Source organism: Pseudomonas migulae (assembly GCF_024169315.1).
Classification (GTDB): Bacteria; Pseudomonadota; Gammaproteobacteria; order Pseudomonadales; family Pseudomonadaceae; genus Aquipseudomonas; species Aquipseudomonas migulae_B.
The window spans coordinates 223,330-249,916 of the sequence record NZ_JALJWR010000001.1 but is presented as its reverse complement, the minus strand read 5'-3'; the positions used below and the strand labels follow the sequence as shown (position 1 = coordinate 249,916).

Below are 26,587 nucleotides of genomic sequence, written 5' to 3'. Positions count from 1 at the left end.
GCCACCCGCGTCATACACCTGAGCGATTCAAATTGGGCTGATACGCAAAATGGCAAGGCCCGATAAAATCGGGCCTTGCCATTCAACCTCGTCGAGCCGGCCGTTTACAGGTCGGTAATTTCCTTATGGCGTGGAACCAGCAGTTTCATCACGCTCCAGGCCACCAGATAAGCCACCGCACAGATGCCGAACATGATCATGTAGCCGGTGTGAATGTCGTTGATCGATTTGTAGTAGTCGAACACCCAACCACCAACCTTGGTCATTGCTACGCCGCCCAAACCGCCGGCCAAGCCGCCAATGCCGACCACCGATGCGATGGATTTTTGCGGGAACATATCGGACACGGTGGTGAAGATGTTGCACGACCACGCCTGATGCGCCGATGCGCCGACGCCGATCAACAGCACCGGTACCCAGAAACTGATGTAACCGAAGGGTTGCGCCAGCAGTACCAGCAGCGGGAAGAAAGCGATCACCAGCATGGCTTTCATACGACCGTCATACGGCGCGTCGCCGCGCGACATGAAGTAGCTGGGGAACCAGCCGCCGCCGATGCTGCCCACCATGGTCATGCTGTACAACACCGCCAGCGGCCACACGATGGCCTGGCCTTTCATGCCGTACTGCGCCGACAAGTAAGTCGGAAGCCAGAACAGGAAGAACCACCACACGCCGTCGGTCATGAACTTGCCGAAGGCAAACGCCCAGGTCTGGCGGTAGGTCAGCAACTTGAACCAGGATACTTTTTTCTCGGCGACGCCCGGCGCCGGGGCAGCGATCACCTGCGCATCACTTTGGATGTAGGCCAGTTCCTGCGCCGAGAGACGTTTTTGCTGCTCGGGTTTCTCGTAGAGCGCAATCCACACGGTCACCCAGACGAAGCCCAGCATGCCGATGACGATGAACGCCGCTTCCCAACCCCACAGGCCAGCAATCAGCGGTACGCAGATCGGTGCCAGAATCGCGCCCACGTTGGCGCCGGAGTTGAAGATACCGGTGGCGAAGGAGCGTTCCTTCTTCGGGAAGTATTCGGCAGTGGCCTTGATCGCAATCGGGAAGTTACCCGCCTCGCCGATCGCCAGCACGGCGCGCGACAGCATGAAGCCTGCGATCGACACCGGAATGACGGCCAGTCCGAACGCGCCGCACACGGCCGCGATGCCCTCGCCCATTGGCACTGAGAAGGCATGCATCATGGCGCCGGTCGACCAGATACTGATCGCGATGATGTAGGCCTTCTTGGTGCCGATCTTGTCGACGAACCGGCCCGCGAACAGCATGGAAATCGCGTACACGAACTGGAACACGGAGGCGATGTTGGCGTAGTCGCTGTTGCTCCAGCCAAATTGCGTCGACAGATCCGGCGCCAACAGGCTCAGTACCTGGCGGTCGAGGTAGTTGACGGTGGTTGCAAAAAACAACAGCGCGCAGATCGTCCAGCGGTATTTACCGACGGCCTGGCCGATTCGTTGCGGATTGATGGGCTCGTTCAGATTCATGGCATCACTTTATTATTGGATTATGGTGATGATCTCTCGGTTTCAAGCGAGATCACTTCTTACGCGCAGCACACTGCTCTGCGGCTCGCGTCAGACGAGTTGCACGTGTAATCGGGGGTTGGCGGAGCTGGCACAAACAACAGGCATGACTGTGCGGACGGGCACGCAGACAAGGCCGGACCATAAGAAGCGGCATGCGGGGGAAGTGCGTAAACGGATTGAGTTCATGAGGGGTGCCGGTTTTTATTTTTAGGATTGAGCCGTTGTAACATCGTATGTCGTCGTACAACTGTGCCTTTTATAGCGAGTCCCCTACCCGGCTGTCAATCTGCAAAATTGCCGTTCGTCTCGAACGCTCAGCACCTCTGAACGCCTCATACTGGTTAGCGGATAGGGAATACGGCACCCGGAAGCCCTTCTGCTTCCGGGTGGTAATGGCGATTGAAGATCAGAGAAATAGTCGTACGACAACGCACGTCAGTGCGTTTGAGAGATGGCCGGCACTGAAGGCCTCAAGCAAGTTCTATTTGACCAGCCGCGTTTCCTTGGACGGCCTGTACCCGAAATACGAGCTATAGCACTTGCTGAAATGACTCGGCGACACAAAACCACACGCCACCAGCACATCGACCTGGGACAGCTCCGTGTGCTGCAGCAGTCGACGCGCCTCGGTAATCCGCAACTCCATGTAATAGCGCTGCGGCGTAGTGCCGAGTTGCTCCTTGAACAAACGCTCGAGCTGTCGACGGGAACGACCTGCGTAGACCGCCAGTTGCTCCAGCTCCAGCGGCTCTTCGAGGTTGGCGTCCATCAGCTTCACCACCTCGCGCAACGGAGCGCTCACGCAGACGTTTTCCGTCGGTTTGATGCGCCGGTAGCGGGACTCTTCGAACGCGAGAATGTCTTCAATGCCCTCGACGAGCGCCTTGTCATGCAAGCCCTTGATCCAGTCCAGCGCCATGTGGAAGGCACCTGACGGACTGGAGGCCGTGAGCCGGTCACGGTCGATGACAAAAGGCTCGCTGGTGACGTGCGTGGCCTTGGCAATTTCTGCGAGCGCGGGGCGATGTTCGGGGTGAATCGCGCAACGGTAACCATCGAGCAAACCGGCGGTCCCGAGGAACCATGCACCGTTCCACAATCCGGCCAGGCTGACACCCTGGTCGGCGGCCGCTCTCAACAGACTGATCAACTCGTCAGTCGCCTTCAGCTCGGTCCGGTAGCCACCGCAAATTACCAGCAGATCGAGGTCGTGAACCACCGCGCAATCGATGCGCGCATCCGGCCGAATGACCAGCCCCAGATCGCTGACGACTTCCCCATCGTTCAGGCCGAAGGTGCGGGAGGAAAACAATTTGGGTCGCAGCAGATTCGCGGTGACGATCGTATCCAGCGCCTGGGTAAAAGCAGGCAGCGAGAAATGTTCGAGCAGCAAAAAGCCTGTTCGCGTCATTTGAACAGGCTCGTTGGGGTTGTCGTTCAGATAGCGAAGATTTTTCCCCTTCATGCCTCCGCTAAATTGGCGTCGTTCGATCAATGTTTTTGGCACTCGGTTGCGTTAACGGACAGGGCGTCTGTTACATCAGGATATCGCAAAACGGTCTACGCTCGTCCCATCGGTTCTTCTGGAGACAGCGCCATGATTCGCACCCTGCTGACGGCTTCCCTGCTCCTCACTCTCAGCCTGCCGTCCCATGCCAGTGTGCCCACCTTCCCTTCCTCCTTCCGCACTCAGGACATCCCGGTAGAAGGCGCGAAAATCCACGTACGCGTCGGCGGCAAGGGCCCCGCCGTGGTGCTGTTGCATGGCTTCGGCGACACCGGCGACATGTGGGCGCCACTCGCGGCCGACCTGGCCAGGGATCACACGGTCGTGGTGCCGGACCTGCGTGGCATGGGTTTGTCGTCGATCCCGGAAAGTGGCTACGACAAGAAGACGCAAGCGGGTGACGTGCGCGCGGTGCTGGCTTCGCTGGGGATCGAGCACTCGGTGGTCATCGGCCACGACATCGGCACCATGGTCGCCTTCGCGTATGCCTCGCGTTATCCGCAGCAAACCGATCGCCTGGTGGTGATGGATGCGCCGGTGCCGGGCATTCCACCGTGGAACGACATCGTGCGCTCACCGCTGCTGTGGCACTTCGACTTCGGTGGCCCGGATGCGGAGCGCCTGGTGGCCGGGCGTGAGCGCATCTACCTGGACCGCTTCTGGAACGAGTTTGCCGGCGACCCCACCAAGGTGGACGAGGCAACCCGTCAGCATTACGCCAAACTCTACGCCCGCCCCGGCGCGATGCATGCGGCGTTCGCGCAGTTCCGCAGCATTCGTCAGGACGCGCTGGACAATGAAGCCTCCATGAAGAAACGCCTGACCATGCCGGTGCTGGCCGTCGGCGGGGAAAAATCCTTTGGCAACAATGAAGCCATCGTTATGCGCAACGCTGCGGATAACGTCACGGAAGTGGTGATTCCAGGGGCGGGACATTGGCTGATGGAAGAAGCGCCCACGCAGACCATTCGCGCGATTCGCGACTTTCTGCAGTGACTGCCTTTCGCCGATCAAAAACGAATGGAACCTGGCGCGTCATCGTGTTTTCGAAGCTTTATCGGCGCTGAACCCTGGTCGGGCAAGGCGCCATTGGAGAGGAAATCCCGATGAACAGTAGAGTTCTGCTTCTGATCGCCAGCCTCAGCCCGGCCCTGGCTTTCGCTGAAGGCTGCGACGTACTGACCCGCTCCCAAAGCCCTTCCGTGCCCGCGGTCGAAACCCATAGTTGCTATGAGTACGAAGGCATGCCGGTCAATTCCATCGATTGGTCATGCAGTAATGAAAGCAAGGAAATGATGACCAGCACCAAGAAAAAGGTCGAACAGTGCGACGATCATTACCAGGCCACTTGCATCGCGACCTTGACTCAGGAGTCGCTGGCCAACCCTCATTCCACCAGTAAGGACAAGAACGCCAAGTCGCTCAACATTCCCGACAATGCCCAGGTCACGACGTATTACTACGATGCCGAGCACTTGAGCCAGGTGAAGATTGATTGTGAGTCGGGTGGTGGGCACTGGAAAGCGAAGTAACGATTTAGCCATCTGTTGCGTCGACCAGTTGAATCCACGGCCAATAGCGAACGCTGGCTGCCATTCCCCATCCAGTGCTTCCAGACATGAACCTGACCCAGTCATGTCAACGGGTCATACCCGATCAACGTCTTCGGCTCCAGATACGCGCTCATCCCCCACCTGCCCATTTCGCGCCCAAGGCCTGAATGCTTGAATCCACCGAAGGGGGCACGCGGTTCGTGGGCCAGGGTGTTGATGAGCACGCGTCCCGAATCGATCTGCCGGGCGACGTTCATACAACGTTCGGAGCTTTTTCCCAGCACCAGGGCGCTCAGTCCATAGTCCGTATCGTTGGCAATGCTGATTGCATCAGCATCATCTTCGTAGGGGATGATCGTCAGCACGGGGCCGAAGATTTCCTCACGCGCGATGCGCATACGGTTGTTGGCATCAGTGAAGATCGTGGGCTTCACGAACCATCCGGCGTGCAAGCCTTCCGGGCGACCTTCGCCACCCGCCAGCAACCTCGCGCCTTCTTCCTGGCCGATACGGATGTAGCGCTGCACCCGTTCCCACTGTTTCTGGCTCACCATTGGGCCGATCTCGGTGTCGGCGTTGCGTGGATCGCCCGATTGAATTTGTGAGACACCCTCCTTCGCAATGCGCTCGAACTCTGCCAGCCGGCTGCACGGAACGAGGATGCGAGTGCCCGCGATGCAAGCCTGGCCGCTGTTGAGAAATCCGGCTTGCAGCACCAGCGGCATGACTGCCTGGAAATCCGCATCGTCAAGCACCACGGTGGGCGACTTGCCGCCGAGTTCAAGCGTCACGCGCTTCATGGTGTCAGCACCGGTTTTTACCAGATGCTGACCGACAGCGGACGAGCCCGTGAACGAGATTTTGGCAACGTCGGGATGACGGGCGATTTCCTCACCTACTACATCGCCTCGTCCGTTGACGACATTGAATACACCCGGTGGCAGACCGGCCTCGTGCAACGCTCTGACCACGACCTGCGTCTGTAACGCGCTCATCTCGCTTGGCTTGATGACGGCAGTGCAGCCTGCTGCCAGCGCGGTGGCCAGCTTGTTGCAAATGAAGCCCGCATTGCTGTTCCAGGGTGTGATCAGACCGGTCACGCCCACGGGCGTCAGAATGACCCTGGCCATGCCGACCTGCTCCTCGAAATCGAACGCCTCCAGTGCATCGATTGCTTGCGCGATCACATCAGCCGGATAAGTCGCCATCCAACGCCCGCGAACCGCAGGTGCGCCGTATTCCACGAGGATGGCTTCCAGCAGTTCTTCCTCCTTTGTTGCCATGGCCCGGTGCATGCGTTGCAGTGCCGCAATGCGCTCCTCCCGGCTGGTACGAGCCCACGCCGGGAACGCAACCTTGGCGGCTGCGATCGCACGCTGTGCGTCCAGTGCATCGCCCAGCCGAACCTGACCGATGACTTCCTCGGTGCTCGGGTTATGAAGGTCGAACCATTCCTGACCGTGTGGAATGACGAACTCGCCGTTGATGTAGATATGTTCAATGCGTTGCATGGCGACTCCTCGCTCAAAATGACTCGCCTGAATCGAGCCTCTGTGATGAAGTCTAAGAAGGGTTCATTATTCCGATAAGCCATCCTTTGCCTTATGAAGCATCCTTATATTCAGGACAATCCATGCACAGAACAGGAATGACCGAGCTGGAAGTGGTTCTGGCCGTTGCGCGCCGCAACAGTTTTCGCGGCGCAGCACAGGAGTTGGGAATGTCCACTACCGCCGTGAGCAGCGCGGTGGCCGGCCTGGAAGCACGCCTGAAAGTTCGCCTGTTCAATCGCTCCACGCGCAGCGTTGCCCTCACCGACATCGGGCAACGCTATGTGGCACGCATCGCACCTGCGTTGGCCCAGATCAAAAGTGCCGACGAAGAAGCCAGCGTCGGCCCCGATGAACCCAGCGGCACATTGCGCATCAATGCACCGCATGGGGCGGCCTATCTGCTGCTGGAGCCGCTATTGAAGCAGTACGCTGAGCGCTATCCCGAAGTGCGCATCGACATCGTCAGCGAATCAAGCATGGTCGACATCGTCGCTGGGGGCTTCGACGCCGGGATTCGCCTGGCAGAGTCTGTGCCGCAAGACATGATTGCTGTGGCACTGTCAGGTGACATCCGGATGCTCGTGGTCGCAACGCCCGAGTACCTCGAACGCCACGGCGTGCCCGAGCATCCGCGAGATCTACTCACCCACCGGAGCGTCGGCATGCGCATGGCCCATGGTGGCCTCTACCAGTGGGAATTGGAGCGCGATGGCCAAAAGCTGCAGATGGATCTGCCGGTGCGCTTCGCCTCCAACGAGTTGCTGGCCATCAAACAGGCCGTGTTGTCGGGCCTTGGCATCGGTTTCATTTCCGAGTGGTTCATCCTGGAAGAACTGGCAAGCGGCGCCCTGGTGCCGGTGTTGATGCCATGGTGCCCGTCGTTTGGCGGGTTGAGGCTCTACTACTCGGGCCATCGTTTCGTACCGGCGCGATTGCGCGCGCTGATTGAACTGGCGCAGGAGTTGCGGCCCACTGTGGTTTGATCATGTTTCGCCGGTCTGCAAACCAGTGCAAGCTGCTCCTTCAATATGGTAGACCCTCGGTTCTTCCGAAAAATATTCCTCCAGCCCCTGCATGAACAGCCGATGGTCTTCACTCGCTTCGAAGCCCGGCGTGTGATCCTCAAGTGAAGCCCAGCGCACGATCAGGTTGAACATCTCCGGGGTTTCAACCCCTTGCGCGAGCAAGTGGCCGCCGTAACCCTTTGCGCGGGTGAGCAAAGGAGCGACCTCGGCAAATGCACGTCGGAACTTTTCAATCCGTTCCTTGTGAACGGGGAGCAGAGCGATTTCATAAATCATGGTGTACCTCTAAATTGATTTGAACGATTAAAAGTACGTATTTACGAGATGAGCGATGGCTCGACGGCGATCACGATTTTTCCTTGAATGCCGTTGTTGGTACTCTCGAGCCGGGCATGGGCGAGCGCCAGGTCGGCAAGCGAATAGACAGCGCCAACGTGTGGGCGCAGCTGACCGTGCTCTACCAGTGTGCTCAGTTCATCGAGCTTGCCGCGGTTCTGTCGGGTGAAAACGAAGTGATAACTCGCGTTCTTGCCCCAGGCCTGAACGAGGTTTTGCGGCTGGGCAATGTCCACAATCGAGACCACGCGGCCAAGTTGAGCGAGCACGTCGGGGCTGCGCGACAGTGTGTTGCCGCCGATGGTGTCGAACACCACATCCACGCCGTGGCCACCGGTTTCCCGCAGGATGGCGTCGACGTAATCTTCCTTTTCGTAGTCGATGAGCACATCGGCCCCCATGCGGCGTGCGAACTCGAAGTTGGCTTCGCGCACGGTCGTGAAAACTCGCGCTCCAATGGCTTTTGCCACTTGGATCGCTACATGACCTACGCCTCCCGCGCCGCCGTGGATCAGAATGCTCTCCCCCACTCTGAGCGCTGCACGCACGGTCAGCGCTTCCCACACCGTCCCGCCCACCAGGGTCAGACTTGCCGCCTCAAGATGACTCAGTGATGGCGGCTTCTTCCCGATAATGCTTTCGGCCGCCACGTGGTACTCGGCATAACTGCCGGGCCCGTCAAATATTTGCGGGGTGTACCAGACTTCGTCTCCCGGAGCGAAGGCCGTCACACCCGGCCCAACTGCTTCGACAACGCCCGATACGTCGTGTCCGGTGATGGCCGGCAGCGGCACCAGGTCGGCGTAATCGCCACGTCGAACCTGATAATCCAAGGGGTTGATGGAGGTTGCGTGCACCCGCACCAGGACTTGTCCCGCACCCGGCACTGGTTTGGGCACGTCGCAGAGTTCAAACGATTCTGGGCCGCCAAATGATTTAAGCATCATCGCTTTCATTGAAAAATCCTCGTATCGACAAAAAGGGATATCGAGATATCTCGATATATTGGTGTAAAAAATTTTACAGATCTTTCCCTACGATCTCGGCAAGCGCACTGATGGTTGCTTCATTGCGCTTGTAGTAGGTCCACTGACCGATGCGCCTGACTTCGACCAGGCCCACTCGCTGCAATGTGGCCAGATAACCGGACACCGTTGACTGCGACAGCCCGATACCTTCTTGAATACTGCTGACGCAGACGCCCACCGTGTGAACGTCACCTTCATCCTGCGGAGGGAAGTTCTTTACGGGGTCCTTCAAGCCTTTCAGGATTTCAAGGCGTGTAGGGTTTGAGAGGGCTTTGAATATTTCGAGTAATTCCATGAGCGCAGGATATCGAGATTTATCGATATGTCAATGCGAGAGCCGACGAAGGGCGAAATACGCAGGTTAGTGATTTCGCAATTCGATCCCGAGCAATCTTGTCATTTGCCAAGGCTTAGGGCAGGGTCGATACCACTGAGATCTCTGCCAAAGGAGTCACCCTATGTCAAAGCTATATCCCAGTATCGATCCCGAGGGGCTGGTCGAGTACTCAGTGGTCTACACCGACCGCTCGCTCAACCACATGTCGCAGTCATTTCAAGGCGTGATGAAGAACATTTCCACGACCCTGAAACAGGTCTACAACGCCCAGGCTGTTGCGGTGGTCCCGGGCAGCGGCACATTCGGCATGGAAGCGGTGGCGCGACAGTTTGCCACCGACCAGCAATGCCTGGTGATACGCAACGGCTGGTTCAGTTATCGCTGGAGCCAGATCCTTGAGATGGGCAACATCCCGGCGGCCACCACGGTGCTGAAAGCCCGACCGGTCGACACGGGTCGCCAGGCTGCCTACGCCCCTCCCCCTCTGGACGAAGTGCTGGCAGCCATCGCGGCTTCGAGGCCGCAGATTGTCTTCGCCCCCCACGTTGAAACCTCATCAGGGATTATCCTGCCCAACGAGTACCTGCGGGCCGTCGGCGACGCCGTGCATGCGGTGGGTGGCCTGTTCGTGCTGGACTGCATCGCCTCGGGTACGCTTTGGGTCGATATGCAGAAATGCGCAGTCGACCTGCTGATCAGCGCTCCGCAGAAAGGCTGGAGCGCCTCCCCTTGCTGCGCCCTGGTGATGCTCAGTTCCCTGGCCCTCGAGCGCATCGAACAGACGCAGAGCAGCAGCTTCGCCTGCGACCTGAAAAAGTGGCTGCAGATCATGCAGGCCTACGAACAGGGCGGACACGCCTACCATGCGACCATGCCCAGCGATTCCCTCGCGCGATTTAATGAAGTGATGAAAGAGACGCAAGCCTACGGTTTCGACAAGGTCCGCGGCGAACAACAGGCGCTGGGCGATCGGGTGCGCGCAATGTTGACCGGCAAAGGTTTCAAAAGCGTCGCCGCAGCCGGCTTTCAGGCCCCTGGCGTCGTGGTGAGCTACACCGATGATGCCGACATCAAGAGCGGCAAAAAATTTGCCAACCATGGCCTGCAGATCGCCGCAGGAGTGCCGTTGCAATGCGACGAGCCGGCCGACTTCCAGACCTTCCGCATCGGTCTGTTCGGACTCGAAAAGCTGCACAATATCGAGCGCACGGTCAGCACCCTCGAGCAGGCACTGGACGAGGTGATGGTTAACTAGGCCCTCATCTTGCCCTGGGCACTGACGGCCCAGGGCGCTCATCTTCGACGAATATGACCGTCGACCTCGCTTCAATCAGACTGGGGCTGCCCTTTGTCCACGAGGCCGGATCGCATCAACATTTGCGATCATGATTCATCAGTCGAACCTGACCAGGTCCTTGAAGATCAGTTGCCCCCAGCTATTTCCGCGCGCCTGCACCAGCAGTCCACCTTCCGAAAGCCCGCCAAGTTTGATCGGCGAGAAACCGAGATTTTCCGCAAGCGTACCGACTTCCGCTACGGCGTCGTCATCGTCGCTCGCCAGGAACACGACTCTCCTGCCACCCTGTATGGCCGGATCCTGCTCAAGGACACCTGCGACCAAATGGTTGAAGCCCTTGACCAGTCTTGCATCCGTGAAGGCCTGCGCGATGACTTTGGAAGAAGGCTGCCCTCCCAGGTCCTCAGGAGGCACGCCGTAGGCATTGGTCACATCGATGATGGTCTTGCCCTTCCAGGTCGGCAGCGCCTTCGCGACATCCCGGTGAGATTCAAAACGGACAGCCAAAAAGACGATGTCTGCCCTGAGGGCTTGCGCCAGCGTTTCAGGAATGATCCCGGGTCCGATCGCGGCCGCATCGGCTGCAAAACTTTCCGGATCGCGCGTGGTTGCAACGGATACTTCGATGCCTTTGCGGGCAAACGCCTTGGCAAGCGCCTGGCCGAGTTTGCCGAAGCCGATAATTGCGTAGCTCATAAAAATCTCCTTTGGTTTGCCACGCCCTGCGGGCTCCGAAGATGGAATGGAGTGACCGGTCGGGCGTAGCGAGTCAGATTTGCGCCAGACCGCCGTCGACGGCGACCTCACTGGCGGTCATGAAGCTGCTGTCCTGCGACGCGAGAAACGCGGCCGCCGCTCCGATTTCCGCCGGATCGGCCATGCGCTGGAGCGGATTCATCGAAGCGAAGACCTTCATGCCTTCTTCGCCTAGCGCTTCCTTTGCCAGTTCGGTCGCCGTCGGTCCGGGCGACAGCACATTTACCCGGATGCCGGTGCCCTTCAGGTCCTCCGCCCAGGTCCGCGCGAGGTTGCGCACTGCCGCCTTGCTCGCGCTGTAGACGCTGAATGCTGGGGCGCCTGTGGTGCCGGCGCTCGATCCGGTCAGGATGATCGAACCACCATGGACCATCAGCGGTAGCGCCTTCTGGACCGTGAAGATCAAGCCCTTCACGTTGGTGTCGAAGATTTCGTCAATGTGCTCGGGGGTGATCTTGCCGAGCGGAAGCTGGCTTCCCGCCCCGGCATTGGCGAAGACGATGTCGAGGGTTCCGCGCTCAGCCTTCACCGCCGCGTAGAGTCGATCAAGGTCGGCCAGTTCGGAAACCGAGCCCTTCACCGCGCGGGCATTGGGTCCGAGGTCAGCCACAGCGGCGTCGAGTGCTTCCTGCCGGCGGCCGAAGATGAAGACAAAGGCACCCTCCTCGATGAAGCGCTTTGCCGCGGCGAGGCCGATGCCGGTAGCGCCGCCGGTGATCACGGCGGTCTTTCCATTCAGTCTGGTCATGTCGTGCATCCTTCGTTGAAGTTGTACCCAAGCAGGGAACTGCTTGCTTGAGGCCAAGGATGCGACCCTGATAACCTAAGGACAAGTATGCACCTTTTGGTAAGTATCAAAAAATGACGACGACTTCTGAAGTTTGTGGCACCGGTTGCGGGCTCAACGCCACGCTGCGCATCATCTCGGGCAAGTGGAAACCGCTGGTCTTGTTTTTCCTGCGCGACGGCCCGAAGCGTTACGGCGAGCTGAAGCGTTTGATCCCCGGCGTCAGCGACAAAGTGCTGATCCAGTCATTGAAGGACCTGGAAGCCGACCACGTGCTGGCGCGGACCGACTACAAGGAGGTGCCGCCGCGCGTGGACTACGCGCTGACCCCACTCGGTCGCAGCCTGGCTGACGCGATCGTGCCGCTGTGCACCTGGGGAACCGAGAACGCGGCGGAAATGGCGAGCATCTTCGCCAAGCGCGACGCTTCGGCCTAGCAGGATGCTGAAGGACCGCTGAGTCGAAGGTCCGCATCTGGCCGATTGCTGCCTTTCGCATACGGCTGTAGAGGCTTAACCACCATCTTTCTTGTATTGTTGTACTTCAATCCAGTCATGCTTGCATGACATACAGCGGTAAGTTGAACGATTTTCCATGTCGCTGACAGTTACCCGAGCCCATTCGGCCTGACGAGTATTCAAGTTGGTCACGCTGCGTTGCTCACTGCGTACGGCTATGAGCGTATCGATGGAGCTCATACAGCGCACGGTGTGCTTGCCACAGCTCACGCATTGTTTCGGTACGAACATGCCCCATACGTACCAAGCAGCAAGCCCGCATGCGCCGAGTCCCAATGGCCAGAGTGCCGCGAAGCTATCCGGGCGAAAGTAAATCGAAGCAGCGCCGGTGGCAACGCCCACCAGCGACAGCCAGAAAAGGTGTGTGCGACTGCTTTTTTGTCGCAGGATGTTCGATTCACGCAATGAGAGCGCTTGGGCCTTCCCCTCCTTGACTACGTCCGCCGAAGGCGCTGTAACGGAGCTGGAAAGATCTGCGGCTTCCTCATTTACCATCACTTCAAAATTAGCATCGAGAGAGCCCTTGAGTTTCCGAATTAAGCTTTTTCCCTCGCCCCAGTCATAAGCCTGGCCGCAAATAGTGCTGATGGTTAACGTAGCCCCTGGGCTGCCCGTAACTATTGTCAGATTAATTTGTTGACCAAAGCTCTTCATGCTCCACTTTGAATTACAACTGATAACCCCACCTGCACGGTCCGTGAATTTCAGTTTCATACCCTGGTCGGCTACCGCTTTCAGCGCGGCCGAATACAGTGAGCCACGATCCTTGTCGAGGTAATGAAATGATTCCTTTGCCATGGTTCTACTTCCTAACGACTACTAGAGTGAAGGGTGGCGGCATTATGCCATCCCTTTCGGGAGATCGACATTGGGCATCACAATTCCTCCATGAAAAGCCAAGCGTAGGAGCCTGCAAACCTCATACAGCAAGCGGGATTTGATAGAGACCGGTGTCGACGCACTAGGACCTTTTGACAGTATCGACAGTGCTCAGATTGGAGCGAAAAATGGATGCTTAAAATTGGCTACAGAAGGGTGCGAGTGAAGGGAGACTGAATGGCAGTTGCATAATGGTTGGTACGAAGTTGGTACGTGGTTTTCGTGTGGCCCTTATTGGCCTTTATTTATTAGGGTGTGGTGGATAGTTGGTCCAATCCATCATCGGCATGAATTCGCGGGTTAAAGCTTCCGGTTTGGGCCGATTACTTCCTTTCTAGATGGGCAGCTATCGACCCATAGCGGTCGTTCGGCGAGCTTGGTTTCAGGATGATGGTGTAACGGCTACAGCGAAGTCGCCCGGTCACTCTCGGAAACCTCTGCGCCAAAATGATCGATGAATATGGCTCGCTGTCAGCTAAAAAACACATTGGATCGCTGGATGCAGCGTCGCTGTATCCAGCGCACACCCCAGACCTGTCAGAGACAAGTTACCGCGCAAGTTCATCTGCTCGATGCTTGCGCCAAATTGGAGCTGCATCGAATTACTGGGCGGTCATGCGTCTATCTTCCAATGAGGATCGTTTGCCATCAGCGCTGCTGCCCAGTCTGCAAAGACCCTCACCCTGGCTGATAAATGCCGCGAGTAGGGATAGACGAGACTGATGGGCATGCCGCCTAAGATCCAGTCAGGTAGAACCGGTATCAACTGTCCCGACTGAAGGTGCGGGTTTGCTTGTGCCAGAGGCACGGAAATAAATCCAAGTCCTGACAACCCGGCCGTCATATAAGCGTCCCCATGGTTAAAACGCATTGCCGGAAGTTGATCAATCGCGAACGTTCTATCCCCGTTCCGCAGCACTGGGGTCAGCTGTTTGCCCGAACCTGGAAATGTGAAACCAAGGTACCGGTGATGCATTAAATCCTCAGGCCTCAATATTGGGGGAGTATTCCTGAGGTACGTGGATGATGCACACAAGCAGAAGCGCATCTGCCCCACCGGCCGGCACACCAGTCCGTCATCCGTGATCGGCCCGCCTCGAAATGCACAATCAATGCCCTCCTGCACGAGATCGACCACGCGTTCACTACAACCGATGTCCAGTTGAATATTCGGATGCAACTTCGAAAAGTCAGGCAGGGATGGAATGATGAGGCATGTCCCGACTGGAGAAGGCATCTCCACTCGCACCCTCCCGCGCGCCTCAGTTCGACTCTGCGAAATGGACACTTCCAGTTCGTCGATATCATCGAGCACGGCGCGGGCACGCTGATAGTAAGCGGCACCATCTGTGGTGGGAGTTACCCTTCGAGTGGTCCTGTGCAACAGCTTTACCGACAACAGCGACTCAAGGCCCTGTATCTGGCCGGATATAGTCGTTTTCGCCACGTTCAACGCGTGCGCCGCGCGCGTAAAACTTCCAGTTTCGACGATTCGGCAAAACGCACGCATCGCCTCCAATCGATCAAAAGCCATGATTATCCGAGTTCTCGCACAACGAAGTCGATTTCCCCCAGTTTATCTCGTTAGTTTCAGCCAATACAGTTGCTTCAGGGCCGAAACCTTCGGTTGACTGGAGATAAAGAAATGACTTCAAAACGCCTTAACTATTACGCAGTTGCTCCTCAGGCGATGAAGGCCATGATGGGGCTGGAAAAAGCCATTTCGGAATCGGTGCTTCCACTCGCTTTGCGGGAGTTGGTACGGATCCGGGCATCCCAAATCAACGGCTGCGCCTACTGCGTTGATATGCATACCACCGATGCCGCTAACCAAGGTGAAACATTACGTCGCCTGGCAGCTTTGGGTACCTGGAAGGAAACACCTTTTTTCAATCAGCAGGAACGCGCCGCCCTGTTATGGACCGAGACGCTGACGCTGGTCGCAACGACCCATGCACCAGATGACATCTACGAAGAAGTCGCCGCCGCCTTCAACGCCCAGGAGCTGGCGGAATTGACCTTTGTGATTGCCACGATCAACGCCTGGAATCGCTTTGGCGTTGGCTTCGCAATGCAGCCGGAATAAACATCATGAACTTGCTAGTAAAGCTAATCGATGCAGTGTTGATAGGCATGCTCAGTACAGTTGCCCTGGCTCATGGCGGTGGCGCCGGAGATGAAATCGTTACTCCGATCGCTCAAGCTGCGTTGCCTCCACAGGCTTTTGCGAAGGCCACTGCCGTTCGTGTCGATTTCGCGCCCGGTGCTACTTCCACTCCCCATCGACATCCAGGGCATGTGTTTGTCGTTGTGCTGAGCGGTGAAATTGAGTCGGCGCTCGACGGCCAGCCGCCGCAGCTCTACAAAGCGGGACAAGCATGGTATGAGGAGCCAGGTCAGTTGCATCGGGTAACGCGCAATCCAAGCACATCCCAGCCCGCCTCCCTTGTCGCCTGGTTGCTCTCCAATGATAAGGAAACACTGGTGCAACCCACCGAATCAAAGCCATAAACCTTGACGCCATTGGCGGTGATTACGTCCCACACCCTCGACGTAAATCCGCTTGTGGCGCTTGCGCGACGGAGAAACGGACTAGAATTTTTATCGGGCTGGTACCAACGAAATGCCCAGCTACGGCAGGATGGAAGGCAGGTAGGCAGGCAAACGTGGTGAATTGGAAATGCGAAATCTGGACTTGAATTTGCTACGGGTGTTCGACGCAATCATTCGGGAAAAAAATGTCCTGCGGGCGAGTGAAGTCGTCAGTCTCAGCCCGTCTGCGGTCAGTCATGCACTCTCTCGACTACGGGCGTTGCTCAACGATGAGTTGTTCGTGCGCACGACGAACGGGATGGAGCCAACCGTTCGGGCACTCGAAATGGCACCGCTGGTGCGAGATGCCCTGGTAGCGATCGAACGTGCGGTCGGTCCCAGAGAGTTTGATGCACGTCATACCGATCGCCAGTTCTGTATCGCCGCGACCGACCATATGACCGCGGTGATACTGCCGACCTTTTTGCGGACGATTTCAACTATCGCGCCTTACGCGAGTTTCACCGTATTGCCCGCCAGCAGGATCGATTTGACTGCGCAGATCGATGTCGGCCGCGTGGACATTGCGTTGGGTTCTTTCTCCAGCATTCCCCATCGGTTACGCGAACAAGTGCTGTTCGAAGAACGGGACATGATGGTGGTCGATATCAATCATCCGCTCGCCGGCAGCGAGATCGGGTTGGATGATCTATCGAATCTACCGCTGCTGGTTGTTTCTACGAGCGGTTCGGAAGATGGTCTGCTCTCGGAGCGCGGGCTGACGCGGCGCACTGAAATGTTCGACCGTAAGGCGTTGACGGCTGCCTTCAACTCGATCGGCAAACACCCGGAACTCAAGATCGTGCAACCTCATTTTCTGGCAGTGCCGAGCCTGCTAGCTGGCTCTGAAATCGCGGCGATCGTGCCAGCCACCCTGGCAAAGTTATTCCACCAATCCGGATCAGCCTACCTTTCGGAATTGCCCTGGAACTCTCCCCCGCGGGCTGTGCAGATGGTGTGGCATGAACGCCATACGCATGATCCCGGGCACAAATGGCTGCGCATCATGCTTAAAAACGCGGCACAGCTTGTCGGTGATCTGGATTCGTAATTCATCACCGAAATGCAATGTTCGCTCCCGTGCACCGCATGCATTTTCATCTTATGAAAATTGCACTTCATTAACCGTAAATCAGCGGCGTAGGGTACCCGAATACACCCGCTGATTGGACGGTGACCATGCCTAGTACCCAAGCTAAATCGACACAAGCATTTACTGACGTCGAGCGCATCATGATGAGTCGATTTGCCAATCGGTTCTATCTTAATCGCGCTGTCGATCTTGAAGCCATCACAGGTATTCTGCATGCCGCGCGCCATGCGGGCACCGGAGCGAACGTGCAACCCTGGCGCGTCTACGTGACGGTGGGGGCAGCCAAAACGGCGCTGACAGACGCCATCACTGCCGCACACAAAACAGCGCCTGGTCTGCACTCATCCGAATACAGCTACCTTCCTGATCCGTTGCCCGAGCCATTCGCTTCACGCCGGCGCGAGTTCGGATCGGTCTTCTATGGCTCTCTGGGTATCGCACACGAGGACCTGCCCGCTCGAGCGGAACAGACCGAGCGAAATTGCCGTTTCTTCGACGCGCCAATCGGCCTGGTTTTTACCATCGACCGGCGCCTTGAGAAAGGTAGCTGGCTGGATCTGGGCATGTTTATCCAGAACGTCATGCTCGCAGCAAAAGCGCGTGGGCTCGACACTTGCACTCAAGAATTCCTCTCCCGCTACCACACCGTTTTTCGTGCGCATCTGCCACTCGCTTCTGAAGAGTTAGTGGTGTGCAGCATGGCCATGGGGTTCGGTGATCCGGACTGGGCCAAACGGCGTCCGCACATGCCGAAAGCGTCCATTGACGAATTCGCCTCGCTTCACGGTTTCTGAACTTTGGCTTACTGGAGAGATAAAGAACCATGGCACCCAACGATACTTTCGACGTAAAAATCCCTGACAGTTCATTAGCACGCGAGGTGACGCAACTGATCCGCGACACTGAGAGTGAATTGCTGTTTTCCCACTCCACACGCGTTTACTTTTGGGGCGCGCTGATCGGTAATCGTAAAGGCCTGATATTTGACCCTGAACTGCTCTACGCCGCATCGATGTTTCACGATATCGGGCTGACGTCGATATACCAAAACAGTCAACTTCGCTTTGAGGTGGACGGCGCAAATGCCGCGCGCGATTTCCTGTGCAGCCATGGCATTGGCGGGGCCGATATAGAAAAGGTCTGGAACGCGATCGCACTGCATACAACGCCGGGCATTCCAGAGCATATGCATTCAGAAATTGCCCTGCTGCAGGCCGGCGCGGGAATGGACGTGGCGGGACGTGGCTTTGAACAGTTCACCGACGAACAACGTAGCGCGGTGATCGCCGCCTATCCCCGCGAATCCGGTTTTGCTCACAAGATGATCGACGAGTTTTATCACGGCATGAAACATCGGCCTGACAGCACATTCGGCACCTTCAACGATGACTTCCTTGCCTTCAAGGATCCAGGTTTCAAGCGAACAAATCTGTGCAGCATCATTTTGTGCTCGCATTGGGAGCTTTGTTAACGCGGTAAACCACTGCACGTCCACTCAGTAAAAGAGCAAGCAAAATGAACCCCGTTAAAAAACGCAGACACTTGAGCAAGCGTGCCGCGACGCTTTCTGCTGACTTTATTCTCACAGCGACAATAGCCACAGCCTCACTGTTTGGCGCTGACATGACTTTCGCAGCAGGCGACAAACCCGTTCAAAATGACTATTTCCACACCGGTGCCGGAAATCATTATTTGCACCGTGCCGACAACGACATCATCACGCACTCGCTTCGAGACAACATCAGTGTTCTTGAAGGTTCCGGTGCCAATATCGTGGTGTTGTCCGGTAAGGAGGGTACGTTTCTGGTCGATGCGGGAATCAGTAAATCCCGGGAAAAAGTCAAAGCGGCGCTGTTGGCAATCAGCCCGGCGCCGGTGAAATATGTGGTCAACACCCACTGGCACTGGGACCACACTGACGGCAATGCCTGGATGCACGCGGCAGGCGCGACCATTGTGGCGCAAGCCAATACACTGAAACATCTGTCCCACACCACGCACGTCGATGATTGGAACTGGACATTCCAGCCTGTCCCCGCAGGGGCACGACCGACCGTTCTAGTGAAAAATGAAAAGACCTTTACCTTCGAGGGAAGCAAAATCATAGTCGAGCACTTTGGTCCCGGGCACACTGACGGTGACCTGATGATCTACTTTGAAAAAGCCGACGTACTGGCGATGGGTGATACGTTCTGGAATGCAGGCTATCCGTTTATCGACAACCAGGACGGCGGCAGTGTCGATGCTGCAATCAAATGGGCCAACAAAGCCATTGAACGCAGCACTGATCACACGATCGTGATTCCCGGTCATGGTCCGTTGGGAACACGGACTCAAATCATAGAGTTTCGCGATATGTTGGTGGCAGTGCGCGATAACGTCAGGCGGTTAAAACTACAAGGTAAATCGCTGGACGAGGTTATCGCTGCGAAACCTTCTGCTGCCTTTGACGCAAAATGGGGCAACTTCGTGATCAAGCCGGATCACTTTGTCCAACTGGTGTATGCCGGCCTGTAGAGGCAGAAAAATCTCGCCTTGGTATGCGAACGCAAAGAGCATCTTTGAAGCGATCAAAAAAAGCGAGACCCGAAATATTGGCAACAGGGTCTCGCCAAACTACCTCACGGGAGCGAACGGTAGCGGTTGGTTACTTGCGTGAGGCAAGTAGAAAATCTAAACACTGCTCAGTCAAAAGCGATCATGCAAGTTGGGCATGTCGACCTCTCGCTCGATGACGCTTCCCGCGACCAATAGGCGTTGTTCTCGATAGCTGTCAGCGACCAACTGAACCCCGGTCGGGAGACCGTCGACCACGCCTGTTGGAACATTCAGACCGGGCAAACAAAGTGCCGCCACAGTAATAAGCGGGCTCTGGTCCACTAACACTCGCTTCATATCCTCTGTCGAGCCTAGATCTTCACCCCACTTCATGGGCAAGCGACAAGAGGTGGGCATGAGAATAAGTGGATAGCGGATCATGAATTCGTTCCACTGGCGACGTAGTTGATCACGACGGGCGATGGCGAGTGCATAGCCCTCAAGATCAACGGGTGGGGCGCCCGCCAGCATGTTTTCAACTGAGCGCAGGATGACGTCATCACCTATCGCTTTCACACCGGCAAACATCCCCATACGCGCTTCAGTCATGACAATCGATTGCCAGATCTCAACGCCTTCGGTCAATCCTGGGGGCATGGCTCGTTCAACCACATATCCCGCTGCTTCCAGGATTTGGCCCGCCTTGTTTAAAGCCGTTTTAATCGCGGGCGCTATCGTGCTGCCTGGAAGTTCATCGACCAAGGCAACACGTACTGCCGTCCAATCATCTGGGTAATCCATGTGCGCTGGCACCCACATCGGATCGCGACGATCAGCACGGGCCATGGCGACCAACCCCAGGCGCACATCCCGCATACGCCGTGCAAGCGGACCTTGAGCTGACATAGTTTGCAATCCAAGGTAGCGCAGGCCGGTCGTGGGATGAAATGCCGGAATCCGCCCTGGGGTGGCGCGCAAACCTGCCAGGCCATTGACATAGGCCGGGTAGCGAATGGAACCGGCAATATCAGTACCATGCGCCAACGGACACATGCCTGCTGCTACCGAGACCCCTGCCCCGCCACTCGATCCCCCAGAGGTCACGGTCTCATCCCAAGGGTTGAGCGTGCGCCCATGCAAAGGGTTTTCAGTAAACCAGCGAAAAGAAAACGGTGGCGTGTTGGTGCGCCCCACGCAAATCGCGCCGGCTTTTCGCAAATTGCTGACAACGGTACTGTCACCGGTCGCGATTCGTCCTGCGAAGGCAGGTACGCCATTGGTTGTGGCCTCGCCTTCGACATCGACATTCAACTTGATGGTGACCGGTACACCGTGTAACGGTCCCAGGTTTTCGTGATTGCGGACTTGCCTGTCAGCCAAATCGGCGTCCCGCAAAGCCCGCTGTCGATCGGCAAAGACGATGGCATTCAGATGAGGATTAATGGTGTCGATACGCGCATAGCAACTTTTAACAGCGTCGCGACTGGAGATTGTACCTAGACGGATGTGTGCAGCCATGTCCGCTGCGTCCCAGCGCCAGATTTGATCCGGAAGCTCTGCTGCGCCGATTACATCCTCATCGTTCATCGGGGTTGTCATCAACTGGCACTCCATTCTGATTGAAGTTTGAATAAGTGATCCGGCCACCCATCGGCAACACTTCTCCCGACATTGCACAAGCGTCAGTAAATGGAGTTGGGATGTCACCGGTTACAGCAATGTTATTAATGTGCAGCGCTTAATTGGATTCAAACCGGTTGAGTCGAACCTTGCGCTTTGAGTTTGACTTTCCGGTGACGCACGAAACACATAGCTAACGCGGCCACGCAGCCCGGTATGGCGAATACGATGAAGTTTAAGTGGAGGGGCAACTGGATACTAACCAGCACGCCACCGAGAATCGGACCACTGATGGCTCCGCTGCGCCCGATTCCGGAAATCCAACCCAATCCTGTGGTGCGAATGCCCATCGGAAAAAATTCCGCGACGCAGGAGTAAGCCAGGATTTGAGTGCCAATAGTGGTGGCACCCGCAACAAAAATCAGCGCATACAAAATCGCAGTCGGGCTGTTAAAGCCCAGCAGGCTGATTGATGCAGCGGCCAGTAGAAAAAATACGATCAGAACCCTGCGCAGGCCTAGGCGATCGCCAATCCACCCGCCACCGACAGCACCAAAAATAGCTCCGACGTTCATTAGCAACAAAAAGCTGAGACTCGATCCGAGGCCATAACCGGCGGTGATCATCAGTTTTGGCAACCACGAGTTAAGTGCATAAATCATTAGCAGGCAGCAGAAGAACACCAGGCACAACATCAACGTGCCAATGGCCCGACCCTCTCGGAACAACTGAACAACCGGAGCGCCTGGTGCCTTCAGAACAGGCACTATAAATTCATCACCCGGCAAAGATACGAATGAGGGTTCGACCCGATGCAAGACCTCTTTGGCTTTCGCTTCGTGGCCTTGCCGAATCATGAAACCAACCGACTCCGGCAGATAGCGCATAATCAGCGGTAACAGGATCAAAGGGATAACCGCCACGTAAAACACTGACTGCCAGCCAAAATTCGGTAACAACACCATGCCTAATCCGGAGGAAAGCATCCCGCCCACGGAATACCCGCTGAACATGATTGCAACCAGCGTGCCGCGAATTTTCTTCGGTGCGTATTCACTCATCAACGCGACAACATTGGGCATCACGCCACCGATTCCAAGCCCCGCCAGAAAACGACATAGACCAAACTCAGTGGTATCCCGTGCAAGACCATTAAGCAGCGTGAACCCGCTGAACAAAATCACGCAGATGGCAATGATCCATTTGCGTCCGAAACGATCGGAAAGCGAGCCAAAAATGATGGCCCCCAACATAGCTCCGAACAACGCATAGCTGCCCAGCGCGCCGGCTTGCAGCGGCGTCAGTCCCCAGTCTTTCATTATCGCCGGGAGTACAACGCCGTAGATCACAAGATCGTAGCCGTCGAAGATGATGATCAACGCACACCAGAACAGTACCCGCCAATGAAAGGCGTTGAAGCACGCTTGGTCGATGACCTCATTGATGTCGATTTTTCGCATGGCGATCAACTCTTTTTGTTGTTGTAAGGGATCTGACAGTCACCCTGTTTTTTTCAGGCAACACAATCCTAGGGCTGGGCGTTTTCAGCCTATATCCGCTGATCGCAGTCCTTTATCCGCTTTTTACAGATGGGCAATTTGAGATGAAGAACATGTGCAGCAAGCGCCGGCGGTATCAGGGGCGCCAGCCGGGCCTGCTTACTGGCGACGCTTGAGGGTGTCAGTCGGTAACTCGCCAAACTGTTTGCGGTAAATCTCGGAAAACCGGCCCAAGTGAAGGAAACCGAAATCCATGGCGAGTTCTGTGACGTTGCGATACCCACAAGTCGCATCGCTGAGACAGGCATGTACTCGCTCCAGCTTCTTCTGCCGAATATAGCGATTGGGGGTAAGCCCCACAGTGCGCTCAAAAAGACCGTACAGCGATCGAGGACTCATGTGTGCCTGACGTGCCAGTTCGTCACTGTCTATGTCTTCCTTGAGGTTTTGCTTGATGTAGTCGGCTATCTGTTCGAACGTGGCGATGGATGAGTTCAACTCCGGGCGCGTCAAATTCGTGCGCATCAGCATTAACAGTTTGGTCGCAACAATCTGCATGTAGTTTTCCTGAATCCGAGGCATTTGCTCAGCGGACTCCGCCTCAGCGCACACCATGCGCAAGAGATCGAAAAAACCCTCGAGCTCGCTCATCCGATAGCGTGGTTCGACAAACCGCAAACCTTGACTGGGCGTCAGCCAGCGCTGGTCGCGACAAATCGCTTCCATCACCGCAGAAGGGATCTTCAGGATGAATTTTTCGCAGTCGGCCGAACTCGTCAGATCGACGCGATCATCAGGATTGATAATCAGCATTTCCCCGGCGCTCAAGTAGTGCTCCTGCTTGTAGTTGCGCCACAGACAATGACCGCGTAACAGGACCTGCAAGTGATAAAACGATTCCAAAGCGGGCGATGTAACCCGCACATCGGAGCCATAACTGATACGACATAAATCAAAGTCGGCGAACTTGCGGTGCAGGAGGCTTGATACAAACGCCTGCGATCGGGAGAGATGAATACTGTGGGTGCCCAGGTGTACGTTGACATAACCTGAAACCGCATAAGGGTCAGCCAGGCTGAACACTGCGCTTTGTTGATTTGAAAGTAGCTGTTCCATCACTCAGTACTCTGTTCGTCGGTCTGGTGCACCGATGATGCCGTTACACGGCATTACCCAAGACACCGTATTCATGAAATTCCACCTCCTGCGCAAGGGCGTCAAGCATCATTGCACTACAAGATGGCACAAACCGCCCAACGGCTGCGTCCCTTCTCCCGGCCTTCACGGGGGCGGAATGCCTTATACACCCATCTCCGCTGGCCCCGGTCTAACGCTTCGCAAATACGGAGAAAAAGGATAACGATCTGCAAAAACTGGATACTGCCCCCTCGGCACCAGGCTTAATTTCAGTTCCACGAACAAATATAAGAACCGGAGATGCCGCACACGCCACCTGTCCAATCATTTTAATTTGATCAAATGCCAAATTTAATTTGTTGCACTCGGCATTAGCAAACGCAGCTTCACGCGAACCCGATCAAACAACATTTTTATTTATAGTTTTCCATACAAGTGTTTCAACACACCCTTCTGACTACATCAGATCAGTAGGTAGTGCTTTGCCGGTTGTTTACCCGTACGTCCCAATAAAAATAAAGATATGGCGGAAAGAACATGAAAACAAAACACGCGCACTCCGGCATCGGTTCGGAGCAATGGTACCCGTTGAGTTTAATGGGTCTTCTAACATTTTCTTGTGGACTTTCCTTCACCGCGTCAGCTGCCGGCTTTGTTGAGGACTCCAAAGCGACGCTTGAGTTGCGTAACTATTACTTCAACCAGGATTATCGCAGCGGTGCGGCGACTCCTTCAAAACAGGAAGAATGGGGCCCGGGTTTTATCCTTAATTATACTTCCGGCTTCAGTCAGGGGCCGGTAGGTTTTGGTCTTGATGCATTGGGAATGCTCGGTATCCGCCTGGACTCCGGCAAAGGTACGCACTATAACCCCAATAGTACCAATCAGGCCGGCTTTGTCTTCCCTACCGACAATGATGGTCGCGCAGTGAATGACTTCAGCAGCCTCGGCCTGACCGCCAAAGTGCGCGTGGCCAAGACGGAAGCCAAACTCGGTACGCTTCGGCCAAAAATGCCAATCCTGATCATCAACGATGGTCGTTTATTGCCAGAAACCTTTGAAGGGCTGCAAATCACATCGCAGGATTTTGAAAACATTACCCTCACCGGCGGCAAAGTCGAAAAGGTGAAAAGCCGCACCTCATCCAACAACGAGAACCTGGCAATTTCAGGTGCGGGCGGTGCATCAGGCAAACGCAGCAACAAATTCTACTTCGCGGGTATCGACTATAAATTCAGCCCAAACCTACTGCTCCAGTACTACTACGGCGGCCTGGAAGATTTTTACCAACAACATTTCCTGGGAATGGTCCATAACCTCGCTTTGCCAGTCGGGGATTTGAAGAGCGACCTTCGTTTCTTCGACAGCAGCCCGGATGGCCGCAATGGCAGCCTGGCCGGACGGCAAGAGGGATACCGCAGTACCGGTTATCACAATAACGGCGAAGTCGATAATCGAGCGCTGGCCGGGATGTTCACCTACACGGTGGGACCTCACTCTGTCGGACTTGGTTATCAAACGCTCAGCGGCTCCAGTGACTTTCCTTTCGTCAATCAAGGTGACGGATCAGCTACCTACCTGATCACAGACAGACAAACCGGTGCCCGCTTCCAGCGTGCGGGCGAAGATACTTGGGTAGCACAATACGGCTTCAACTTCGCGAGTGTCGGAATCCCCGGGCTCACCACCCTGATGACCTATCAACGAGGGGACAACGTTAAAACCGATGTGGGTAATCAACATGAATGGGAACGAGATATTCACTTCAACTACGCGTTCCAGGCTCCTGTGCTTAAAGGTTTAAGTGTGTCCCTGCGTAATGCGACGCTACGCAGTACTGTTCCCAATCAGCGAGATATTGACGAGAACCGGGTGTATATCACTTACACTCGTGACTTGTTCTAGAGGCACTATTTTCGTTTTCCTCTCATTCAATGAGTGGGCGCCGATCCGTTGTCGGCTCTTAGCTCTGATTATTGCCAATTGTGAGAATTCAACGATGTTCACTGAAGATCAAGGGCGCTGTATTTCCCGCGTCAACTACAGAACCATTTATATATTGGTAGCGTTATGCATTGGTCTGGCCTTTGTATTAACGTACCTGAGCAGGTCGACCAATCAATCGCTGCTTTCCCTCTTAGTGTTCGCAGCACAAACGCTGGCTGGCATTCTGCTTCTGCAAAAATCGCCAACTCGGAAATCCTTTTCATCCTTGCCGACGCCTCCTGCGCAAGATGTGCAATTGCTACCTTTAACAGACAGCAATGCCCCCGGAAATGATCTCGCAATCGATATGCTTGACGATGCACTCACCCAACATGAGCAACTCAACAACAAGCTAAAGGTGTTGCTGGAAAATGCACTGCACAGCGAACAGGAAATGCATGAGGCAACACTCCTCGCGCGCCAGTCTGGAGAAAACGTAACGGCGAGTGCAGACAGCATTCGTTCCTCTCAAGACTCCATCAGTGAGCTCGCTCGGTATATGGAATGTATCGGTGAAGTGTTTACCGATCTGGGTGACCAATCAATTCGCATCAGTGCAATTGTCAGCAGTATTCAAGACATTGCGAAACAGACCAATCTACTCGCACTCAATGCTGCAATAGAGGCCGCTCGCGCGGGTGAACAAGGACGCGGGTTTGCCGTGGTAGCCGATGAGGTGCGCCATCTCGCCTCCCGCGCTAATGAGTCCAGCGAACAGATTCGCCAGATCGCAAGTGGACTGCAAAAGTCGGCTAAAGACGCCCGGGTCGGAGTCGAACATATCGGTCAATCGACTCAGGCAAGTCTTCTATCATCGGCAGCCGCACTGACGGCGATGACCGACATCCAGGCGGGGGCCGTCGATCGCATGGAAATCGTACAGCGCATCACTCAACGCCTGGCTTGGCAACGGGGGCTAGTAGAAGAAGTCTGTGTGGACATGAACACCACGACTCAATTGGGACTTGCAGCCCGTAACAGCCTGTAACACGTGACTGATCG

At 56.0% G+C, this 26,587-nt stretch carries 26 protein-coding genes; 13 read left to right on the top strand and 13 right to left on the bottom strand.

Features of this window, described 5'->3' with window-relative positions; genetic code table 11:
• Positions 1-104: 104 nt before the first annotated feature.
• Positions 105-1,502, bottom strand: a complete 1,398-nt coding sequence (locus J2Y86_RS01200) for an MFS transporter (protein WP_253427486.1) — start codon at positions 1,500-1,502, stop codon at positions 105-107.
• A 523-nt stretch (positions 1,503-2,025) separates the two neighbouring features.
• Positions 2,026-3,039, bottom strand: coding sequence for a GlxA family transcriptional regulator (locus J2Y86_RS01195; protein WP_253427484.1), 1,014 nt, complete (start codon positions 3,037-3,039; stop codon positions 2,026-2,028).
• A gap of 102 nt (positions 3,040-3,141) precedes the next feature.
• Between J2Y86_RS01195 and J2Y86_RS01190 the strand changes: the two genes are divergently transcribed.
• Complete coding sequence (locus tag J2Y86_RS01190; RefSeq protein WP_253427482.1) at positions 3,142-4,047, top strand: alpha/beta fold hydrolase; 906 nt, start codon at positions 3,142-3,144, stop codon at positions 4,045-4,047.
• A 110-nt stretch (positions 4,048-4,157) separates the two neighbouring features.
• Positions 4,158-4,583, top strand: coding sequence for a hypothetical protein (locus tag J2Y86_RS01185; RefSeq protein ID WP_253427480.1), 426 nt, complete (start codon positions 4,158-4,160; stop codon positions 4,581-4,583).
• Positions 4,584-4,684: 101 nt separating this feature from the next.
• Here the strand turns inward: J2Y86_RS01185 and J2Y86_RS01180 are convergent, their stop codons facing one another.
• Positions 4,685-6,115 (bottom strand): aldehyde dehydrogenase family protein, encoded by a 1,431-nt coding sequence (locus J2Y86_RS01180; RefSeq protein ID WP_253427478.1) that lies wholly within the window; start codon positions 6,113-6,115, stop codon positions 4,685-4,687.
• Between the two features lie 122 nt (positions 6,116-6,237).
• Between J2Y86_RS01180 and J2Y86_RS01175 the strand changes: the two genes are divergently transcribed.
• On the top strand, positions 6,238-7,140 hold the full coding sequence (locus J2Y86_RS01175) for a LysR family transcriptional regulator (protein WP_253427476.1): 903 nt from the start codon (positions 6,238-6,240) through the stop codon (positions 7,138-7,140).
• On the opposite strand, the gene J2Y86_RS01170 is transcribed toward J2Y86_RS01175, so the two are convergent.
• From J2Y86_RS01170 to J2Y86_RS01160, 3 genes are all read right to left on the bottom strand, one after another.
• A complete protein-coding gene (locus J2Y86_RS01170) occupies positions 7,141-7,458 on the bottom strand; it encodes an antibiotic biosynthesis monooxygenase family protein (RefSeq protein WP_253427474.1) in 318 nt (105 codons plus the stop codon).
• Positions 7,459-7,499: 41 nt separating this feature from the next.
• Positions 7,500-8,474, bottom strand: coding sequence for a zinc-dependent alcohol dehydrogenase family protein (locus tag J2Y86_RS01165; protein WP_253427472.1), 975 nt, complete (start codon positions 8,472-8,474; stop codon positions 7,500-7,502).
• 64 nt (positions 8,475-8,538) lie between these two features.
• Positions 8,539-8,841 carry an ArsR/SmtB family transcription factor gene (locus tag J2Y86_RS01160; protein WP_253427470.1) on the bottom strand — a complete coding sequence of 101 codons (303 nt, stop codon included), beginning with the start codon at positions 8,839-8,841 and terminating at the stop codon, positions 8,539-8,541.
• A 163-nt stretch (positions 8,842-9,004) separates the two neighbouring features.
• Between J2Y86_RS01160 and J2Y86_RS01155 the strand changes: the two genes are divergently transcribed.
• Entirely contained in the window at positions 9,005-10,138 is a 1,134-nt protein-coding gene (locus J2Y86_RS01155; protein ID WP_253427469.1) for an aminotransferase class V-fold PLP-dependent enzyme, read from the top strand.
• A gap of 138 nt (positions 10,139-10,276) precedes the next feature.
• Here J2Y86_RS01155 and J2Y86_RS01150 read toward each other — a convergent pair whose 3' ends face one another.
• On the bottom strand, positions 10,277-10,876 hold the full coding sequence (locus J2Y86_RS01150) for an NADPH-dependent F420 reductase (protein WP_253427468.1): 600 nt from the start codon (positions 10,874-10,876) through the stop codon (positions 10,277-10,279).
• Between the two features lie 73 nt (positions 10,877-10,949).
• Entirely contained in the window at positions 10,950-11,684 is a 735-nt protein-coding gene (locus tag J2Y86_RS01145) for an SDR family NAD(P)-dependent oxidoreductase (protein WP_253427467.1), read from the bottom strand.
• A 113-nt stretch (positions 11,685-11,797) separates the two neighbouring features.
• On the opposite strand from J2Y86_RS01145, the gene J2Y86_RS01140 reads away from it, so the two are divergent.
• Positions 11,798-12,160, top strand: a complete 363-nt coding sequence (locus tag J2Y86_RS01140) for a winged helix-turn-helix transcriptional regulator (RefSeq protein ID WP_253427466.1) — start codon at positions 11,798-11,800, stop codon at positions 12,158-12,160.
• A gap of 75 nt (positions 12,161-12,235) precedes the next feature.
• Here J2Y86_RS01140 and J2Y86_RS01135 read toward each other — a convergent pair whose 3' ends face one another.
• Entirely contained in the window at positions 12,236-13,039 is an 804-nt protein-coding gene (locus J2Y86_RS01135) for a hypothetical protein (protein WP_253427465.1), read from the bottom strand.
• Between the two features lie 694 nt (positions 13,040-13,733).
• Positions 13,734-14,654, bottom strand: a complete 921-nt coding sequence (locus J2Y86_RS01130; RefSeq protein WP_253427464.1) for a LysR family transcriptional regulator — start codon at positions 14,652-14,654, stop codon at positions 13,734-13,736.
• Positions 14,655-14,765: 111 nt separating this feature from the next.
• On the opposite strand from J2Y86_RS01130, the gene J2Y86_RS01125 reads away from it, so the two are divergent.
• The 6 genes from J2Y86_RS01125 to J2Y86_RS01100 all read left to right on the top strand — a co-directional run bounded on the left by J2Y86_RS01125 (position 14,766) and on the right by J2Y86_RS01100 (position 19,322).
• Entirely contained in the window at positions 14,766-15,206 is a 441-nt protein-coding gene (locus J2Y86_RS01125; RefSeq protein ID WP_253427462.1) for a carboxymuconolactone decarboxylase family protein, read from the top strand.
• Positions 15,207-15,211: 5 nt separating this feature from the next.
• A complete protein-coding gene (locus J2Y86_RS01120; protein WP_253427460.1) occupies positions 15,212-15,631 on the top strand; it encodes a cupin domain-containing protein in 420 nt (139 codons plus the stop codon).
• A 169-nt stretch (positions 15,632-15,800) separates the two neighbouring features.
• On the top strand, positions 15,801-16,763 hold the full coding sequence (locus J2Y86_RS01115) for a LysR family transcriptional regulator (RefSeq protein WP_253427458.1): 963 nt from the start codon (positions 15,801-15,803) through the stop codon (positions 16,761-16,763).
• Positions 16,764-16,891: 128 nt separating this feature from the next.
• Positions 16,892-17,599, top strand: coding sequence for a nitroreductase (locus tag J2Y86_RS01110; RefSeq protein WP_253427457.1), 708 nt, complete (start codon positions 16,892-16,894; stop codon positions 17,597-17,599).
• Between the two features lie 29 nt (positions 17,600-17,628).
• Positions 17,629-18,276, top strand: coding sequence for an HD domain-containing protein (locus J2Y86_RS01105; protein WP_253427455.1), 648 nt, complete (start codon positions 17,629-17,631; stop codon positions 18,274-18,276).
• 44 nt (positions 18,277-18,320) lie between these two features.
• Complete coding sequence (locus J2Y86_RS01100; protein WP_253427454.1) at positions 18,321-19,322, top strand: MBL fold metallo-hydrolase; 1,002 nt, start codon at positions 18,321-18,323, stop codon at positions 19,320-19,322.
• A gap of 171 nt (positions 19,323-19,493) precedes the next feature.
• Here J2Y86_RS01100 and J2Y86_RS01095 read toward each other — a convergent pair whose 3' ends face one another.
• The 3 genes from J2Y86_RS01095 to J2Y86_RS01085 all read right to left on the bottom strand — a co-directional run bounded on the left by J2Y86_RS01095 (position 19,494) and on the right by J2Y86_RS01085 (position 23,581).
• Complete coding sequence (locus J2Y86_RS01095; RefSeq protein ID WP_253427453.1) at positions 19,494-20,942, bottom strand: amidase; 1,449 nt, start codon at positions 20,940-20,942, stop codon at positions 19,494-19,496.
• A gap of 149 nt (positions 20,943-21,091) precedes the next feature.
• Positions 21,092-22,423 (bottom strand): MFS transporter, encoded by a 1,332-nt coding sequence (locus tag J2Y86_RS01090; protein ID WP_253427452.1) that lies wholly within the window; start codon positions 22,421-22,423, stop codon positions 21,092-21,094.
• A gap of 198 nt (positions 22,424-22,621) precedes the next feature.
• Positions 22,622-23,581 (bottom strand): AraC family transcriptional regulator, encoded by a 960-nt coding sequence (locus J2Y86_RS01085; RefSeq protein ID WP_367399706.1) that lies wholly within the window; start codon positions 23,579-23,581, stop codon positions 22,622-22,624.
• Between the two features lie 555 nt (positions 23,582-24,136).
• On the opposite strand from J2Y86_RS01085, the gene J2Y86_RS01080 reads away from it, so the two are divergent.
• Positions 24,137-25,504, top strand: coding sequence for an OprD family porin (locus tag J2Y86_RS01080; protein ID WP_437180650.1), 1,368 nt, complete (start codon positions 24,137-24,139; stop codon positions 25,502-25,504).
• Positions 25,419-26,573 carry a methyl-accepting chemotaxis protein gene (locus J2Y86_RS30145; RefSeq protein ID WP_437180649.1) on the top strand — a complete coding sequence of 385 codons (1,155 nt, stop codon included), beginning with the start codon at positions 25,419-25,421 and terminating at the stop codon, positions 26,571-26,573. The genes J2Y86_RS01080 and J2Y86_RS30145 overlap by 86 nt, the downstream gene beginning before the upstream one ends.
• Positions 26,574-26,587 lie beyond the last annotated feature (14 nt).